Raw genomic sequence first — 18,089 nt, 5'->3', positions numbered from 1 at the left:
GGACGCCAACTGCTGATCGGAGTGATGAACAGGTTCGCAGGGCCGTGACAACTGATGCGGATATGCGGACGGATCTCTGTGCGATGCCATGTGCCGAAGCGATCGAAGAAGCAGAAGCAGGGGACGAACCCGCCACTCCATTGAAAAATCAGGGGGGATTCCATGGATGCATCAATGGCCGCCATGGAACAGGATCGTTTCTGGTTTCGCGGAGTGGGAGGTGCTCGAAGTCGTAGTCGAAGGCGCGGCCGGTGACGTATGAGGCGAACGCGCCGAAGGTTTCTTCGGGGGTCTCGTGCTGGATGGTCGCGATGTTGTTCTTGGCCGCGTTCCAGACGTGCTCGGCCGGGTTGTGGTCGGGCGCGTACGGCGGCAGATGGGTCGGTGTGATGCGTTCCAGCAGCTGACCGGGCTCGTGGAGGCCGGTCGACGCTTTCGCGTGGTGGAATCGGGCGTTGTCCAGGACGACAGCGATCTTCTCTGTCTCGGTTTCTCGTTGGAGTCGTTCCAGCGCGAGGATCGTCTGCTCGGTGTTCTGGTTCCCCTCGATCGGGTACAGTTTGACTTTTTTGCTGGTCAGCGAGAGGGCGCCGAAGAAGGACTGGGACGTCTTCTGCCGGTCCACGGACAGTTTGGTGCGTTGTCCTTTCGGGGGCTGCATGCGGCGGGTCCAGGCCTCGTGCTCCAAGCGGACCTCGTCTGCCGTGCAGACCTCCCAGCCTTGGTCCAACAAGCTTTTGACTTGGGTCTTCACCTCGGTCATGCGTCGGGTGGTGGCTTTCTCGTCGCGGTGCTCGCCGAACGGGTCCGGGCGGTTCGGGGCTCGGCCCGCAGAACCGCAGGAGCAGCCGGTACGAGAAGTCCGACTGGTGTTCCACGTCGAACAGGGTCTTCACGGCGTCACGTATCGCCGGGGCGTCCCAGAACTCGGCGCGGACGCCCGTCCGGGAGGGCGGCTGGGCCAAGATGGCCTTGAGTTCTTCCTTCTGGGTGCGAGTGAGTTTCGCCGCGTTCTGGTTCCCGGCATGGCCGGTCAGCACCGAGCACATCCTGGTGGCCTGCCACTCGGCCAGCCATTCCTGCACGGTCCGCTCCGTGCGCTCAACCATTTCAGCGATGATATCCACATCAACGCCACGGGAGGCGTACAGAATCGCTTCTGCTTTCATCCGAACCAGCACACGATTGTCGGAACGCTTCTTCCACCTGATCAGGACGGCTGTTTCTTCCGGGGTGACCCCGACCTGCATGTCCCGATCATATCCGGAACAGCACAGGAAATCCACGAAAAATACGGTTTCGTTTCATGTCAGCCATACGAAGCAATGAGGTTTATTCATGGGGTGTAGGTGAATATGATCCCGAGTATTGCTGTGATGGTGTCGGTGGGGCGTCTGCAACGGGGTTTGAGGCTGTGCCAGGTTTTGAGGTGGGCGATGACCTGTTCGATCTGCCATCTGATCTTGTTGATGGCCCGGTTGTAGTTCTTGTCGGTTTCTGGTTGGGGTGGTCCGGCTGGTTTCTTGACGGGGGGTGGTCATGTCCCAGTCCGACGTATCCCTTGTCTGCGGTGTGCCGGGTGTGAGAGGACATCTGGTCGGATCATTGCTCTGAGGGTCATCGCTGCTGTCGAGGAGGCCGGATTCGGTGAGGGCCCGCGCGTCGTGGGTGCGGCCGGGCACCGGGTCGGGGGCCAGGCGGGGTGTCCGGTCGGGGAGCAGGCCACCTGGAGGTTGACTCCGGTGGTGTGGTGTTCGCCGGAGTGGAGTTCGGGCTTGTCATGCCAGGCCCAGCAAGGTATGGGGGTGCCGTCGATGATCAACCGGGTGCCCGGCTCGAGGTCGTCTGCGGTGGAGGCGTTCTCGGCCGGGGCAGCGGCGATCGGGGGCGTCTGGGCGGACAGGACTCCGGAGACGGTGGGTTGGGAGATTGCGAACGGTTCGGCGAGGGACTCCTGTCCGAGGTTGTGGCGCAGGCTGGCCAGAACGAGTCGGATGCTCCGGTGGGGGCCGAGCCTGCGTGATCCGGCCGCCGGCGGGTCACCGCCGGTTGCCGCGTGGATCTTCTGGCACAGGTCTTGTATCCGGGCGTGAGTCAGTCGTGTGATGGCATGCGGTTCGCGGTCTGCTCCTTGATTGTTTTTGGTCACGCATTAATCATCTCGGGACAGGCCGCCCTTCGTCTTCTGCGACACGCCTCAGCGAAGTCACCGACAACAGCTCAGATCAACCCTATGAAATACGCCTCAATGTCGATGCGGTGCGAGACGCAATCGAGGTCGATGACTCTTCGATCCCTCTCCGAGGGTGCGGTTTCTGGGGCCTGGCCCCGTGCGGTTTGCTCGTGGGGGGTCGACCGAGTCGTGGTTCGAGTGCTGCTGTGGGGGCGTCTGGGGGCGCACTGGTGGGGCGGGGCGTCTGCAGCGGGTCCTGAGGGCGTGGGAGGCTGATGACAGTGAGCTTCGGCGAGGGAGATCGGCCGGGGCCCGCGGAAGAGTGGGTGGCCCGGTGCGCGGCGGTGTTCCGCGGACACCACCGTCCTGCCACTCGAGGCACGTGATCCGGCTGGTCCGCCTCCCGGCCATGACCCTAGACTTGCCCCGTGACCATGCGCATCACGCCCAGCGTGCTCAACGCCGATCTGTCCGACCTCGCAGGCACCCTCGCGAGGATCCCCAGCAGCGACGCCGTGCACGTCGACATCATGGACAACCACTTCGTGCCGAACATGACCTTCGGCCTGCCCGTCGTCGAGGCCCTGCGTCGGCGCACCGAGCTGCCGATGGACATCCACCTCATGGTCGACAATCCCGACGTCTACGCGCCTCAATTCGCCGAGCTCGGCTGCGAGTCCGTCACCTTCCACGCCGAGGCCTCTGCCGCCCCGATCCGACTGGCCCGTGAACTGCGCCGCCTCGGCGCCCGCGCCTCGATGGCCCTGCGTCCGGCCACCCCGATCGAGCCCTACGCCGACATGCTCGGCGAGCTCGACCAAATGCTGCTCATGACCGTCGAACCCGGCTTCGGAGGCCAGAAGTTCCTCGACCTCGTGCTGCCCAAGATCAGGCGCGCCCGTCGGCTCGTCGCCGCCACCGGCCAGGACATCTGGATCCAGGTGGACGGGGGAGTCGGCGTCGAGACGATCGGTCGCTGCGCCGAGGCCGGCGCCGACGTCTTCGTCGCGGGCACCGCCGTCTTCCGCGCCGACGACCCCGACGCGATGGTGCGTCAGCTGCGCGAGCAGGCCACCGCGGCCTGCTCCCACTGAACCACGACCCCCGGGTCACGGCCACGGCACCGAGCGACTGGGGCTGCGAATCGTTCTCACCTGACGGTGGTTACCCTGGTGCGGTGAACACGCAGAACCCAGCCATCGACCAGGACACCATCACGGCGCTGACCGAGCGCTTCGCTGCCGACCCGACGGCCCGCGTCGCCCAGAACGCCGTCGCCACCACCGACGTCGACACGCTCAGTCTCGACCGGTCCGTCGTCGCCTCGACCGACCCCACCGTCTCGAACCGGGTGGACAGTTGGCACGCAGCCAACCAGAAGAAGTCCGGCCGATGCTGGCTGTTCAGCGGTCTCAACCTGTTGCGCAGCGGCGTCATCGACCGGCTCGATCTCGAGCCGGACTTCCAGTTCAGCCAGGCCCATCTGCACTTCTGGGACAAGCTGGAGAAGGCCAACTGGTTCCTCACCTCGATGATCGAGCTGGCCGACCGTGCGCTCGACGACCGCACCGTGCACCAGATGCTCGCCGACCCGATCGGCGACGGCGGCCAGTGGGACATGTTCGTCGCCCTCGTCACCAAGTACGGCGTCGCGCCCAAGTACGCGATGCCCGAGACCTTCTCCAGTTCGAACACCCATTCGATGAACGCCCAGCTCGAGAAGATCCTGCGCCGTGGCGCTCTCGTCGTCCGCGAGGCCGCCGCACAGGGCCGCGGCGAGCGGGCCCGCCAAGAGATCCTCGAGCAGGTGCACCGCGTCCTGTCCATCCACCTGGGCACCCCGCCGACCAGCTTCATCTGGCAGTACCGCGACAAGGACGGGAACTTCGTGCGCGGCGGCGAGCTCACCCCGACCCAGTTCGCCGCCCAAGTGCTCACCGTCGACGTCGACGACTACGTCTGCCTCGTCAACGACCCGCGCCCGAGCAGCGGCTACAACCGCATGCTCACCGTCGACCGCCTCGGCAACGTCGTCGGCGGACGTCCGGTGCGCTACCTCAACGTCGCGATCGACGTCATCAAGCGGCTCGCCGCCCAGATCATCTGCGACGGCCAGCCGGTCTGGTTCGGCTGCGACACGGTCCCGCAGTCCGACCGGGAACGGGGCATCTGGGACGCCCGGCTGCACGACTACGAGGGGGTCTACGGCATCGACATGTCCACCACGAAGGCCGAACGCATGGTCAGCGGTCAGTCCGCCATGACGCACGCCATGGTGCTCACCGGCGTCGACCTGCTCGACGGCGCACCGCGCCGTTGGCGGGTCGAGAACTCCTGGGGCGACGAGAAGGCCGACAAGGGCTTCTGGACGATGAACGACTCCTGGTTCGCCGAGTACGTCTACGAGGTCGCCGTGCCGCGCCGACTGCTGCCGGCCGAACTCGCCGCCGTCCTCGACACCGAGCCCGCCGTGCTGCCGCTGTGGGACCCGATGGGCGCCCTGGCCTGACCCACTGGGCCACCGCACGGGCGCTGCGGACGGACCGGCCCGCACCATCGTGCCCGACCGGCCCCCGCGCGACCGTCGGCGCGGGGGTCTGGAAGGCGGACCCCCACTGCCTGCGCAGAACCGCCGCTACTGGCCGCGTCGGCGCAGATAGCGCTGGAACTCGGCGGCCAGGGTGTCGCCCGTCGTGTCGGGCAGGTCCTCGGCGTCCTGCTGCTCCTCCAGATCGCTGATGTACTCGGCCACATCGGGGTCGCTGCTGGCCAGCTCGTCGACCCCGCGCTCCCAGGCCTTCGCCAGCTCGGGGATCTCGCCCGGGTCGAGCGCCTCGTCGATGAGGTCCTCGACCCGGTTCAGCAGGCTCAGCGTCGCCTTCGGACTCGGGGGAGTGGCGACGTAGTGCGGCACCGAGGCCCACAGCGTCACGCACGTCAGGCCGCCCCGGTCGCAGGCCTCGGCGAGCACGCCGACGACGCCGGTGGGGCCCTCGTAGTCGCTCGGGGCGATGCCCAGCTCGCTCGTCAGACGCTCATGGCTCGACGACGCGTTGACCGGCAGGGGGCGCGAGTGGGGCGAGTCGGTGAGCATGGCGCCCAGGATGACGACCAGCTCCGGCTCGACGCGGCGGATGGCCTGGACGAGGGCCGAGCAGTAGGCGCGCCAGCGCAGGTTCGGCTCGGGGCCCGCGATGAGCAGCGCGTCGCGGTGCGGCAGATGACACAGCGAGATGTCGGTCGACGGCCAGCTGATCCGCGGCTCGCCGTCGGCGAGCTCGACTCGCGGTCGGGTGGCCTGGAAGTCGTAGTAGTCCTCGGAGTCGAGGCAGTACCGGGGCTCGGTCGGGTAGGTGTCGGCGAGATGCCTGACGACACCGGTGGCCGCGTCGGCGGCGTCGTTCCACCCCTCGAAGGCGGCGATCACGACGGGCGGCTTGCGCGACACAACTGGCTCGGCCATGCCACCAGCGTAATGGCCGGGCCGGCGGCACGAGAGTCCGCCGGCGATTCCCCGACGCCGACGCACGACGCCGGGAAGACGCCGGGAACGCGTCCACCAGATGCGCGACCCGCCGGGCGTTCCGCCCCGCCCGCCTACGCTTGGACGAGTGGATGCGTTGAACCTGCGAGAGGCCCTGGCCGAGAGAGTCCTCGTCGGGGACGGCGGCATGGGCACGATGCTGCAGAGCCGGGAACTGACGGCCGCCGACTTCGACGGCGCCGAGGGCTGCAACGAGATGCTCAACCTCACCCGCCCCGACGTCGTGCGCGCCGTCCACGACGGCTACCTGGACGCGGGCTCCGACGTCATCACGACGAACACCTTCGGCTGCAACTGGGCGAACCTGACCGAGTACGGCCTCCAGGAACGCCTCGGCGAACTCGCCGCGGCGGGCGCGCGCATCGCCCGGCGGGCGGCGGACGAGGCCCCTGGACGGCGCTGGGTCAGCGCATCGGTCGGGCCGGGCACCAAACTGCCGAGCCTCGGCCAGACCGACTTCACCACTCTCGAGAACGCCTACGAGACACAGCTCGACGCGATGATCGCCGAGGGCATCGACGGCATCCGGCTCGAGACCTGCCAGGACCTGCTCCAGGCGAGGGCCGCCGTCATCGCCGCGCGGCGCGCCTGCGCCCGGGCCGGCGTCGACCTGCCGATCACCGTCTCGGTGACCGTCGAGACCACGGGCACGATGCTCGTCGGCAGCGAGATCACCGCCGCCCTGGTGGCCCTGGAGCCACTGGGCATCGACATGATCGGCATGAACTGCGCCACCGGTCCCGCCGAGATGCGCGAGCACCTGCGCGCCCTGGCCTCCCACGCCCGGTGCGCCCTCATGGCGATGCCCAACGCCGGCATGCCCGAGATCACGCTGAGCGGAGCCCGTTACCCGCTGACGCCCGACGAGCTCGCCGACAGCCTGCTGGAGTACACGGAGGACTTCGGCCTGTCCCTCGTCGGCGGCTGCTGCGGCACGACCCCCGAGCACATCGCCGCCCTGCGCCGCGCCATCGGCACCGACCGCCCCGTCGCCGAACGCAGCCCCGAGCCCCTCAACGCCGTCTCGAGCCTGTACTCGGCCACCGAGCTGACCCAGCAGACCAGCTATCTCGCGGTGGGGGAGCGCACCAACGCCAACGGCTCGAAGGCTTTCCGGCAGAGGATGCTCGCCGGCGACCTCGACGGCTGCGTCGAGATCGCCCGTGCCCAGACCAGCCAGGGCGCCCACGTGCTCGACCTGTGCGTCGACTACGTCGGACGCGACGGCGCGCAGGACATGGCCGCGCTCGCCGCGCGCTTCACCACCGACGTGACACTGCCCGTCATGATCGACTCGACCGAGCCGGCGGTCGTCCGGGCCGGCCTCGAGCACCTGGCCGGGCGCTCCATCATCAACTCGGTCAACTTCGAGGACGGCGACCGCCCCGACTCCCGCATCAACCAGGTGATGCCCCTGGTGGCCGAGCACGGGGCCGCCGTCGTCGCCCTGACGATCGACGAGGAGGGCCAGGCCCGCACCGCGCGCTGGAAGCTGCGGGTCGCCGAGCGCCTCATCGCCAAGCTCACCGGCGACTACGGCATGGACGAGGCCGACATCCTCGTCGACTGCCTCACCTTCCCGATCGCCACGGGTCAGGAGGAGACCCGCCGCGACGGCATCGAGACGCTCGAGGCCATCGCCGGGCTCACGAGGCGCCACCCGCGCGTCCACACGACGCTCGGCGTCTCCAACATCTCCTTCGGCCTCAACCCGGCGGCCCGGGTCGTGCTCAACTCCGTCTTCCTCCACGAGGCCGTCGAGGCGGGACTCGACTCGGCCATCGTCCACGCCGCGAAGATCATGCCGATGGACCGCATCCCCGACGAGCAGCGCCGGGTGGCGCTCGACCTGGTCCACGATCGCAGACACCCCGGCTACGATCCGCTGGCGCGGATGCTCGAGCTCTTCGAGGGCGTCTCGGCGGCCGATGTGCGGGCCGGCAGGGCGGCCGAACTCGCCGCCCTGCCCCTACCGCAGCGGCTGCACCGGCGCATCGTCGACGGGGAGACCGACGGCCTGGACGCCGACCTCGACGAGGCCCTCATGACCCGCGACCCGCTCGACATCATCAACAACGACCTGCTGGGCGGCATGCGGGAGGTCGGCGAGCTGTTCGGTTCGGGCCGCATGCAGCTGCCCTTCGTCCTCGCCTCGGCCCAGACGATGAAGCGGGCTGTCGCCCACCTCGAGCCGCACATGGACGCCGTCGGCGGCGTCGACAAGGGCACCCTCGTGCTCGCCACGGTCAGGGGCGACGTCCACGACATCGGCAAGAACCTCGTCGACATCATCGTCTCGAACAACGGGTACCGGGTCGTGAACCTCGGCATCAAGCAGTCCATCGACGCGATCATCGAGGCGGCCGAGGCCAACGGCGCGGACGCCATCGGCATGAGCGGACTGCTCGTGAAGTCGACGATGGTCATGCGCGACAACCTCGCCGAGCTCGACCGGCGCGGCCTCGGCCGGAAGTACCCGGTGCTGCTCGGCGGCGCCGCTCTCACCCGCGGCTTCGTCGAGCACGACTTGGCCGGCGAGTACAGCGGCCAGGTGCGCTACGCCAAGGACGCCTTCGAGGGGCTGTCGCTCATGGCGAAGGTCATGGCCGTCAAGAACGGCGAGCCGGGCGCGGCCCTGCCCGAGCCGCGGGCGCGCCGGGTGCCGGTCTGTCGGCCCGACCGCGCCGACGCCCCCGGACCCGCCCCGCGGCGCTCGGCCGTCACCCGCCCGGTGCCCGGCGGCGTCGAACCGCCGACCCCGCCGTTCTGGGGCACCCGCGTGGCCAAGGGCATCGGCCTGGACGAGATCGCCGCCTGGCTCGACGAGCGGGCCCTGTTCCGAGGCCGCTGGGGCCTGCGCGCCGACGACGACCGCTCCTACGAGCAGGTCGTGGCCAGCGACGGCACGCCGCACCTGCGCGCCTGGCTCGACCGCATCAGAGCCGAGCAGTGGGCGGTGCCGGGCGTCGTCTACGGCTACTTCCCCTGCTGGAGCGCGGACGGCCGGATCAACATCGTCGATCCGCAGCGTCCCGACGAGCCCGATGCCGTCGTCGCCGGCCTCGAATTCCCGCGCCAGAACCGCGAGCCGTGGCTGTGCCTGGCGGACTTCGTGCGCGACCGCGCCGAGGCCGAGCGACACGGCCCCGACACCCTGGGACTGCAGCTCGTGACGATGGGTTCGCGCCTGTCGCTGGCGACCCGGGAGCTCTTCGAATCGGACTCCTACCGAGACTACCTGGAGCTGCACGGCCTGTCGGTGCAGCTGGCGGAGGCCCTGGCCGAGCTGTGGCACCACCGGGTGCGCCTCGAGCTGGGCATCGCCGCCGAGGACGAGGACATCGCCGCCGTGCTGCGCTCGCAGGACTACCGCGGCGAGCGCTACAGCCTCGGCTACGGCGCCTGCCCCGACCTGGCCCAGCGCCGGGTCATCGCCGAGCTGCTGCGTCCCGGACGCATCGGTGTCGAGCTGAGCGCCGAGAACCAGCTGCACCCCGAGCAGTCGACCGATGCGATCATCCTCACGCACCCGCAGGCCGACTACTTCACCGTCCGCTGAGGGCGGACGCCCGCCCTCAGCGGACGCACACGGAACCGGACGGAGGCGTACGGCTCAACTGCCGCACGCCTGCACCGGGTTCGCCGACCAGGCGAAGACCGTCGTCGCCGAGGTGCACAGCTCGCTCGTGGCGGTACCGTTCGTCATCGGGGCGCCGTGCCCGAAGATCCGTGAGGAGTCGGCACCGAACAGGCGCGACAGGGCGCCGGGCGTCGTGTCGGCGATGATCCGCGTGTCGCCGGGGTCGACGCCCGAATCCGTGGCGGCCTGGCGGAAGGCCTCGTCGCGCCCCATCACCGCGTCTGCCAGGTTCTTGTCGACGGCGGTCTGGGCGTCGTACAGATAGGCGCCCAGCTCGTTGCGGATCGTCTCGGTGCTGATGCCGCGCTCATCGGCGACCCACTGGACGAAGACGTCGTACTCGCGGGCGATGTCGCTCGTGTAGACCGCCCGCTCCTCGTCGGTCATCTCGCGGAAGGCGTTGCCGAAGTCCTTCCCGGTGCCCTGGGTCAGGTAGAACTGCTCGATCGAGTCGGCCGACACGCCGCCCGAGAGGATGCCGTTGTCGATCTGCGTGACCCCGCTGTAGTGGGCGAACGGGCCCATGATGACGCCGATCGAGCCAATCATCGTGCCCTGGTCGGCGTAGATGTGGTCGGCCCCGGCCATCGCGTACATGCCTCCGGAGGCCGCCATGCCCGTGACGTAGGCGATGACGGGATGACCGGTGCGATCCCGGTAGCGCTCGGCGGCCTGCGCGATGGCGCGGGCTCCGGGGATCGTGCCGCCGGGGGTGTCCATGAGCAGGAGCAACCCGTCGGCGTCGTCGGCCTCGAGGTCGTCGATGACGTCGGCCACGTCGTAGCCGTAGGTCGCGCTCGTGTACAGCGAGCTCGTGGATCCGCCGGTCGTCTCGATCGCACCGCTCACCTCGATGGCGCGCAGCGTGTGGGAGGCGCCCGCGTCGCCCCAGACGGTCGTCGTCGCCGTCGTGCTCGCGCTCGTGTTGGCCTCACCGGGCCGGATGATGACGAGCATGACCACCAACGACAGAGCGCTCAGCAGGCTCAGCGCGCACAGGACGACGCCGACCCCGAGGGCCGCGCCCAGACCGGCGCCGAAACCCTTCTTGAAACCGGACCTCCTCGGCTCCTTCGCGTACGGGGCGGGCGGGGCCGGGTGCTCGGACGACGGCGGGGCCGCGGGCGGCGGCAGGAGGGCCGGGTCGTCGAGCTCCGCCCCGGACGGGGCCGAGACGTCGCCCGAGTCCGGGGAGGAGCTCCGGTCGGGGCCGGGCGCGGGACGCGTGCTGTCTGATTCGCTCACTGCTTCTCCTTCGGGTTCGGTGCGGCCGGATCGGCATGGCGATTTGTCGTATGACCGCTTGCAGGACGGGTATGGGAAGGGTAGCCGGACCGATGGCGGTCTGGCCAGCGCCCGGGCCGGGCCGATGGGCCGGAGGAGCGCCGTTCCGTGGGCTGGAAGAATGGCGTTCCGTGACCCACTCAGCCGACACGACCGATGCGAACCGTCCGCGCGCCCTCGAGGCGGTGCTGTGGGACTTCGACGGCACCCTGGTCAACACCGAACCGATGTGGTTCGACGCCGAGACCGAGTACGTGACCGGCCATGGCGCGCCATGGCCGCCCGAGGAGGCCCGCGGCTACGCCGGGGCCGCCTGGACGACCTCGGGCGGTGCGATGCGCGACAGGCTCGTCGAGTACGGCGTCGACCCGTCGCTGACCGCCTGGGGCGTCTACGATGAGGTCACCGGCATCGTCGTGCGCCGCCTGCGCGCATCCGGCGGGCCCATGCCCGGCGTACTGGAGCTGCTGGAGCGGGTGCGCGCCGCCGGCGTCCCGAACGCCGTCGTCTCGGCCAGCCAGGCCCGCCTCGTCGAGGCCGGACTCGAGGTGATCGGGGCCGCCGACGCATTCGACGCGCTCGTCACCGGGCCGATGATCGACCACGGGAAACCGGACCCGGACGGCTACCTCCTCGCCGCGCGCATGCTCGACGTCCGCCCGCACCGCTGCGTCGTCATCGAGGACTCGCCGACCGGGTGCGAATCGGGACGGCGCGCCGGGGCGCTCGTCGTGGGCGTGCCGTCGGTCGTGCCGCTGCCGCCGGCCCCCGGTCAGCTGCGCCGCACCACGCTGGAGGGCCTGACCGTCGAGGAGCTGGAGCGGGCCGTCCACGAGCACCTCGCTGAGCCGGCCCCCGTGGACGTCACGGGCCGCGCCCGGTGAAGCCCGCCGAGGACCGCACCCGGTGGCCCTCACCAGGGGTCGCATCGACCCGCGGATCATGTCGTCCGAGGCCTCCCGGGAAGCCGCACCGCCACCGCCTCTGCCGTTCCCACCCCACTTTCGTGTTGCCACCCGGGCCATGTCCGAGGTGGGAACGCACAGGTGAGGTGGGAATGAGGTGGGAACCGGGAACGACGGGATGGGGGCGGGATGGGCCGGGAGCTCCCTCACTCGACCGGGGGAGGCCAACTACTCTTGGCACCCGGTCCCGTTCGCGGGGACCGGTGAACCACGGAGGGGCCCATGAGCATCGATCCAGCAGAACTGTCCGGCGTTCGGCGCGGGCCGCTCCATGCGGGCGAGCGGGTGACGCTGGCCGACATGAGGGGGCACCGCCACACGCTGCTGCTCGAGCCCGGCAGGATCTTCCACACCACGAAGGGCGCCCTGGCCCACGACGACATCATCGGACGCCCGCAGGGCGTCGTCGTGAGCACGGTCGGCGGCCTGGAGTTCACCGTCTTCCGCCCGTTGCTCCACGAGTACACCGTGTCGATGCCGCGCGAGGCCGCCGTCATCTACCCGAAGGACGCGGCGCAGATCGTGCTGTGGGCCGATGTCTTCCCCGGCGCCCGCGTGCTGGAGTCGGGGGTCGGTTCGGGGGCCCTGAGCCTGTACCTGCTGCGCGCCATCGGGCCGACCGGCACGCTGCACTCCTACGAGCGCCGTGATGAGTTCGCCCAGGTGGCGCTCGGCAACGTCGAGGAGTTCCTCGGAGGGCCCCACCCGGGCTGGACGGTCACCGTCGGCGGCCTCGTGGAGACGATCGCCGATGAGCCCGTCGACCGGGCGATCCTCGACATGCTGAGGCCATGGGACTGCATCGACGCCGTCGCCGAGCGCCTCGTGCCCGGGGGTCTGCTGTGCTGCTACGTCACGACGACCACCCAGATGGGCTGCGTCGCCGACCAGCTGCGTCACCACGGGGGCTTCACCGAGCCGACCATCACCGAGACCACGGTGCGCGAGTGGCACGCCGAGGGGCTGGCGATCCGGCCCGGCCACGGCACGAGCGCCCACACCGGCTTCCTCATCGTGAGCCGGCGCATGGCCCCCGGCGTGCTCGCCCCGGTCAGGAAGCGCCGCCCCGCGCCGGGCGCCTACGGCCCTGACTACCACGGGCCGGTCCCGCGCACCGTCGCCGCCGAGCACCTCGAGGCCAACAGGCGCCGCGCCGCCGACGACTCCGACCGGATCGCCCCCGCGGTCCGCAAGGCGCTGCGCCGCCGCGTCCGCTGACGCGCCCGATAGGCTGGCTGCGATGATCCCTCACACCATTCCCCATGATCCGGAGTCGTTCTGGACGCGGGCCAACGAGTCCTTCGCCGATCTCGTCTCCCGCACCAGGCCCGACGCCCTCCCGCACGCCGGCAGGGGCGAGCAGCTCGCCGCCGGCGGCACGACCGTGCTCGCGCTCGTCCACGCCGAGGGCGTCCTCATGGCGGGCGACCGGCGCGCCACCCAGGGCAACCAGATCGCCCAGCGCGACATCCGCAAGGTCTTCGCCGCCGACGAGAGCACCCTCATCGGCATCGCCGGCTCGGCCGGTTTCGCCGTCGACCTGGCGAAGCTGTTCGGCGTCGAGCTCGCCCACTACGAGAAGATCGAGGGCGCCCCCTTGAGCTTCGACGGCAAGGCGAACCGTCTCGGCGGCATGATCCGCGATCACCTAGGGCTGGCCATGCAGGGCTTCGTCGTCGTCCCGCTGCTCGCCGGTTGGGACGAGCGGACGGGCGCCGGGCGGATCGTCGGATACGACGCCACCGGCGGACACTACGACGAGGAGTCCTTCGCCTGCATCGGCTCCGGCGCGGCGTTCGCCCGCGGCTCGCTGAAGAAGCTCCACCGTCCCGGGCTCGACCGGGAGCAGGCCGCGACGGTCGCCCTCCAGGCCCTGTTCGACGCGGCCGACGACGACTCCGCCACCGGCGGGCCGGACGTCGTGCGCGCCATCTACCCGACGATCGCCTCGGTCGGCCCGGACGGCCTCGACGAGTGGACGCCCGAGCGCATCGGCGAGCTCGCCGCCGCCATGCTCGACGAGCGCAGGGCCGCGCCCGGCGGCGCGCACGGAGGAGAGGAGGCCGGCCGATGAGCATGCCGTTCTACGTCTCGCCCGACCAGATGATGCAGGACCGGGCGGATTTCGCGCGCAAGGGCATCGCCCGAGGCCGTTCGGTCATCGCTGCGCGCTGCGCCGACGGGATCGCCCTCGTCGCCGAGAACCCCTCGGTCAGCCTCCACAAGATCTCCGAGATCTACGACCGCATCGGTTTCGCCGCGGTGGGGCGCTACAACGAGTTCGAGGCGCTGCGCGTGCAGGGCATCCGCTACGCCGACCTGCGCGGCTACGCCTACGACCGCGCCGACGTGACCTCCCGCGGCCTGGCCAACTCCTACGCCCAGCTGCTCGGCGCGTCCTTCAGCTCCGGGGCCGACAAGCCCTTCGAGGTGCAGCTGTGCGTCGCCGAGGTGGGCGAGGCCCCCGGGCGCGACCGGTTGTTCGTCATCGACTTCGACGGCTCGATCCTCCAGGCCCGGGACTTCGCCGTCATGGGCGGCCATGCCGAGCCCGTCGTCGAGGCCATGGAGGGCCGCCACGACGCGGACGGCTCCCTGGCCGAGGCGCTGCGCTCGGCCGTCGCGGCCCTGCGCGTCGGGGGCGAGGCGAACGCCGGCGATCTCGAGGTCGCCCTGCTCGACCGCTCGAGGCTGGGCCGGCGCGCCTTCGTGCGCTTGGACGCGGAGCGCATCGCCGGGCTCGTGGGGGACGAGGCCTGATGGCGTCGAAGCACCCCGACGCCCCGGAGCTCAGCCCCACCGTCGTCATCGGTGCGGGCCTCATCGGGGCCTCGATCGGCTGCGCGCTCACCGGGGCCGGCGTCGACGTGCGGCTGCGCGACCGCTACCGCTCCCATGCCGTCGTCGCGGCGGGGATCGGCGCGGGCTCGGTCGGGACTCCGCTGGCCACCACCGTGCGGCTCGTCGTCGTGGCCGTCCCGCCGGCCGTCGTCGCTCCCACCGTTGCCCGCGCCCTCTCGCACTACCGCAACGCCGTCGTCACCGACGTGGCGAGCGTCAAGCAGCCGGTCCTGGCCGACCTGGAGGCGATGGGCACGGACCTGGGCCGCTACGTCGGCTCGCACCCGATGGCGGGCTCCGAGTTCTCGGGGCCGCTCACCGCGAGCCCGCGTCTGTTCGCCGACCGCACCTGGGTGATCGCCGACGGCACCGGCTCGCCGGAGGCCGTGCGGCGGGTCGAGCAGCTCATCGGCATCTGCGGGGCGCGGCTCGTGCGCCTCGCACCGGCCGACCACGACCGGGCCGTCGCCGAGATCAGCCACGTTCCGCAGATCATGAGCTCGCTCACCGCGGCCCGGCTGGCGGACGCGCCGCCCGAGGACCTGCGTCTGGCCGGGCAGGGGGTGCGTGACGTCACCCGCATCGCGGGCTCCGATCCCGGCCTGTGGCGCCAGATCATCACGGGCAACCGCGCCGAGATCACCACCCAGCTCAGGGCCATCCGCGATGACCTCGACCGGGTCATCGACGGGCTGGACGACGTGAGGACCGTCGGCGAGCTCATCGCCCGCGGCCGGGCCGGCGCGGCCGCGCTGCCCGGCAAGCACGGGCGCCGGTCCGACAAGGCGCTGGAGCGGGTCGTCGTCGAGATCCCCGACGCTCCCGGCGCGCTGGCCAGGCTCTTCGTCGACATCATGGGGCAGGGCGTCAACGTCGAGGACCTGTCGATCGAGCACGGCCAGGACCGCGAGGTCGGCTACCTGTCGATCGCCGTCGAGGCCGAGCAGGCCCAGGACCTGCGGGAGACGATGGACGCGAAGGGCTGGTCGCTGCGGGAGTGAGACGCCGCAGGCCCGCTACGACCGCAACCCACCGGGGGACCGCCCGCCGCCGCTCGACGCACCACCTCGACACACCGCATGGGGACGCCCCGGACCGTCGAGCGGACAGGGGCGAGACATCATGCCGTCAGCCACCGACGAGGCGACGGGACGGGCCGAGCGCCTCGCCCCGATCACCGGCCCCGTCCGGGCCCGTCGCCGAGGGCATGCGCAGAGCGCGGCACGGTGCGGGACGCGGCGCACCGAGTCGTCGGGGCGTCGCCGAGCCCGCATTCCTCGTGAAGGCCCGGGGCGGACGCCCCGACCGGTGCGGGCCTCGGCCCCGGCCCGCCCGTCGGCATGCGCCGGGCCGCCCACGGCTCTAGTCTGAGGGCCAGCCGGTACGCCCGACCGGGGCCGGCGGAACCACCGAGCAAGGAGTGCATCCCATGGCCCAGGCACGCGAACTCGTCATCGCCATCGACGGGCCCAGCGGGGCCGGCAAGTCGTCGACCGCCAGGGGAGTGGCCGCCAGGCTCGGGCTGGACTACCTCGACACCGGCGCCATGTACCGGGCGGTGAGCTGGGCCTGCATGGTCGACGACGTCGACATGACGAGCCCCGACGCCATGCTGGAGCGCGCCAGGGGCGCCGAGCTGCTCATGGGCCTCGACCCGACCGACCCGCGCGTCACGGTCGACGGGCACGACGTCACCGCCGCCATCCGCGAACCGGTCATCGCCGACCTCGTGAGCGCGGTGGCCCGCGTCATCCCGATCCGCGAGCTGCTCACCGGCCGGATGCGGAACATCATCGCGGCCTCGGGCCGCATCGTGGCCGAGGGGCGCGACGTCACAACGGTCGTGTGGCCGACCGCCCAGCTGCGCCTGCTCATGGTGGCCGACCCGGTGGAGCGCATCGCCCGCCGCGAGGCCGAGCTTGCCGGGGCGGCCGGGCACGAGCGCGTCGTCTCGTCGATCGTCGACCGAGACCGCAAGGATTCGACCGTGAGCCGGTTCGGGACCCCGGCCGAGGGCGTCACGCTGCTGGACACCACCCGCCTCGGCCTCGACGAGGTCATCGCAGCGGTCATCGCGATGGTGCCGGGGTCCCTGGGATGAACGGTCCCGGGCGGGGGAGCGAGCGGCGACATGCCACGCATGCCGGGTCGCACCGCTTCTCCGACCCAGTAGGTTGGGGGTCATGTCCGAGCCCGCATCCGAAGCAGCAGCGCCCGCCCGCCCGGTCGTGGCGGTCGTCGGACGACCGAACGTGGGCAAGTCGACCCTCGTCAACCGCATCCTCGGCCGCCGCGAGGCCGTCGTGCAGGACATCCCGGGCGTCACCCGCGACCGCGTCAGCTACGACGCCGAGTGGGCCGGCCGCGAATTCGTGCTCGTCGACACCGGCGGCTGGGTCTCCGATGCCCGCGGCATGACCGCCATGATCGCCGAGCAGGCCGAGATGGCCATCTCGTTGGCCGACGCGGTGCTGTTCGTCGTCGACGCCACGGTCGGCACCACCGACGAGGACGAGGCCGTCGTGCGCGTCCTGCGCCGCTCCCGCAAGCCCGTCGTCCTGGCGGCCAACAAGGTCGACGCCCCCCAGTTCGAGGCCGACGCCGCGGCCATGTGGAACCTCGGTCTGGGCGAGCCCCATCCGGTCTCGGCCCTTCACGGACGCGGTTCGGGCGAGCTGCTCGACCACCTGCTCGACGTGCTGCCCGCTCGTGGCGCCGCGGCCCCCTCGGACGGGGAGTCCGGCCCGCACCGCGTCGCCATCATCGGCAGGCCGAACGTCGGCAAGAGCTCCCTGCTCAACAAACTGGCCCGCGCCGAGCGCTCCGTCGTCTCCGACGTCTCGGGCACCACCGTCGACCCCGTCGACGAGCTCGTTGAGATCGGGGGCGAGCCCTTCCGCCTCATCGACACCGCCGGCATCCGCCGCCGTGTCAAGGAGGCCAGCGGCTCGGAGTACTACGCCTGGCTGCGCACCCAGGCGGCCATCGAGCGGGCCGAGGTCTGCGTCGTCGTCATCGACGCCTCCGAGCCCGTCAGCGAGCAGGACCTCAAGATCCTCTCCGGGGTCGAGGAGGCCGGACGCGGCACGGTCATCGTCTTCAACAAATGGGACCTGCTCGACGAGGAGCGCCAGCGCTATCTCGAACGCGAGATCGAGCGCGACCTGCGGGCCTGGTCCTGGGCGCCCACCGTCAACATCTCGGCGCTGACCGGCCGGGGCGTGCAGCGCCTTGCCAGGGCCGTCGATGTCGCGCTGGAGGGCTGGGGGATCCGCATCCCCACCGGCAGGCTCAACGCCTTCCTCGGGCGCATCGTCGCGGCCAACCCGCACCCGGTGCGCGGCGGGAAGCAGCCGCGCATCCTCTTCGGCACTCAGACGCAGAGCCGCCCGCCCACTGTCGTCCTGTTCACCTCGGGCCGGCTGGACGCCGGCTACGTGCGGTTCGTCGAGCGCCGCCTGCGCGAGGAGTTCGGCTTCGCGGGCTCCCCGGTGCACGTCGAGGTGCGGGCCAGGGCCGGGCGCAGGGATCGCTGACCGTGCCCGCCCGGCCGGTGGTGCCCCGCCGGCCGGGTTCGTCCACGCCTCCCGCCTCACGGCTGCGGCGCCCCTCGGACATGATCCGGGGCCGGCGCACGATCGG

Annotated in this window: 12 protein-coding genes and 3 pseudogenes; 11 read left to right on the top strand and 4 right to left on the bottom strand. The window is 70.9% G+C overall.

All coding sequences use genetic code 11. The annotated features are described in order from the left end of the window. Positions 1 to 148: 148 nt before the first annotated feature. Positions 149 to 811 (bottom strand): annotated as a pseudogene (locus K336_RS16685) (transposase); the annotation flags it as partial. 58 nt (positions 812 to 869) lie between these two features. Between K336_RS16685 and K336_RS19190 the strand changes: the two are divergent. Beyond that, a complete protein-coding gene (locus tag K336_RS19190; RefSeq protein WP_155944938.1) occupies positions 870 to 1,349 on the top strand; it encodes a hypothetical protein in 480 nt (159 codons plus the stop codon). Here K336_RS19190 and K336_RS20030 read toward each other — a convergent pair. Beyond that, positions 1,337 to 1,519 (bottom strand): annotated as a pseudogene (locus K336_RS20030) (transposase); the annotation flags it as partial. The gene K336_RS19190 and the pseudogene K336_RS20030 sit on opposite strands and share 13 nt — an antisense overlap. 1,088 nt (positions 1,520 to 2,607) lie before the next feature. On the opposite strand from K336_RS20030, the gene rpe reads away from it, so the two are divergent. Both rpe and K336_RS0101130 read left to right on the top strand, forming a co-directional pair. Further along, positions 2,608 to 3,267 carry a ribulose-phosphate 3-epimerase gene (rpe, locus tag K336_RS0101135; protein WP_192962712.1) on the top strand — a complete coding sequence of 220 codons (660 nt, stop codon included), beginning with the start codon at positions 2,608 to 2,610 and terminating at the stop codon, positions 3,265 to 3,267. Positions 3,268 to 3,350: 83 nt separating this feature from the next. Further along, a complete protein-coding gene (locus tag K336_RS0101130; protein WP_021798461.1) occupies positions 3,351 to 4,682 on the top strand; it encodes a C1 family peptidase in 1,332 nt (443 codons plus the stop codon). Positions 4,683 to 4,808: 126 nt separating this feature from the next. On the opposite strand, the gene K336_RS0101125 is transcribed toward K336_RS0101130, so the two are convergent. Further along, positions 4,809 to 5,636: a PAC2 family protein gene (locus tag K336_RS0101125; RefSeq protein ID WP_021798459.1), complete on the bottom strand. Its 828-nt coding sequence runs from the start codon at positions 5,634 to 5,636 to the stop codon at positions 4,809 to 4,811. A 157-nt stretch (positions 5,637 to 5,793) separates the two neighbouring features. On the opposite strand from K336_RS0101125, the gene metH reads away from it, so the two are divergent. Next, positions 5,794 to 9,276 carry a methionine synthase gene (gene metH, locus K336_RS0101120; protein WP_028706062.1) on the top strand — a complete coding sequence of 1,161 codons (3,483 nt, stop codon included), beginning with the start codon at positions 5,794 to 5,796 and terminating at the stop codon, positions 9,274 to 9,276. Positions 9,277 to 9,330: 54 nt separating this feature from the next. On the opposite strand, the gene K336_RS13495 is transcribed toward metH, so the two are convergent. Beyond that, on the bottom strand, positions 9,331 to 10,602 hold the full coding sequence (locus K336_RS13495) for a S49 family peptidase (RefSeq protein ID WP_021796289.1): 1,272 nt from the start codon (positions 10,600 to 10,602) through the stop codon (positions 9,331 to 9,333). A gap of 170 nt (positions 10,603 to 10,772) precedes the next feature. Here K336_RS13495 and K336_RS13490 point away from each other — a divergent pair, with 170 nt between their 5' ends. From K336_RS13490 to der, 7 genes and pseudogenes are all read left to right on the top strand, one after another. Further along, positions 10,773 to 11,525, top strand: coding sequence for an HAD family hydrolase (locus K336_RS13490; protein WP_021796292.1), 753 nt, complete (start codon positions 10,773 to 10,775; stop codon positions 11,523 to 11,525). 342 nt (positions 11,526 to 11,867) lie between these two features. Beyond that, positions 11,868 to 12,824 (top strand): annotated as a pseudogene (locus K336_RS13485) (tRNA (adenine-N1)-methyltransferase); the annotation flags it as partial. Between the two features lie 22 nt (positions 12,825 to 12,846). Beyond that, entirely contained in the window at positions 12,847 to 13,680 is an 834-nt protein-coding gene (gene prcB, locus K336_RS0101100) for a proteasome subunit beta (protein ID WP_021796321.1), read from the top strand. Next, positions 13,677 to 14,366: a proteasome subunit alpha gene (prcA, locus tag K336_RS0101095; protein WP_021796303.1), complete on the top strand. Its 690-nt coding sequence runs from the start codon at positions 13,677 to 13,679 to the stop codon at positions 14,364 to 14,366. The genes prcB and prcA overlap by 4 nt, the downstream gene beginning before the upstream one ends. Further along, positions 14,366 to 15,448, top strand: a complete 1,083-nt coding sequence (locus K336_RS0101090; RefSeq protein ID WP_021796312.1) for a prephenate dehydrogenase — start codon at positions 14,366 to 14,368, stop codon at positions 15,446 to 15,448. The genes prcA and K336_RS0101090 overlap by 1 nt, the downstream gene beginning before the upstream one ends. Positions 15,449 to 15,876: 428 nt before the next feature. Continuing rightward, positions 15,877 to 16,548, top strand: coding sequence for a (d)CMP kinase (cmk, locus tag K336_RS0101085; protein WP_028706061.1), 672 nt, complete (start codon positions 15,877 to 15,879; stop codon positions 16,546 to 16,548). A gap of 82 nt (positions 16,549 to 16,630) precedes the next feature. Next, positions 16,631 to 17,983: a ribosome biogenesis GTPase Der gene (gene der, locus K336_RS0101080; protein ID WP_028706060.1), complete on the top strand. Its 1,353-nt coding sequence runs from the start codon at positions 16,631 to 16,633 to the stop codon at positions 17,981 to 17,983. Positions 17,984 to 18,089: the final 106 nt, after the last annotated feature.

Source organism: Propionibacterium acidifaciens DSM 21887 (assembly GCF_000426605.1).
In the GTDB taxonomy this organism is placed as follows: domain Bacteria; phylum Actinomycetota; class Actinomycetes; order Propionibacteriales; family Propionibacteriaceae; genus Propionibacterium; species Propionibacterium acidifaciens.
Note: the sequence above shows the minus strand (reverse complement) of the source record. Positions and strands in the feature narration are given on the sequence as shown.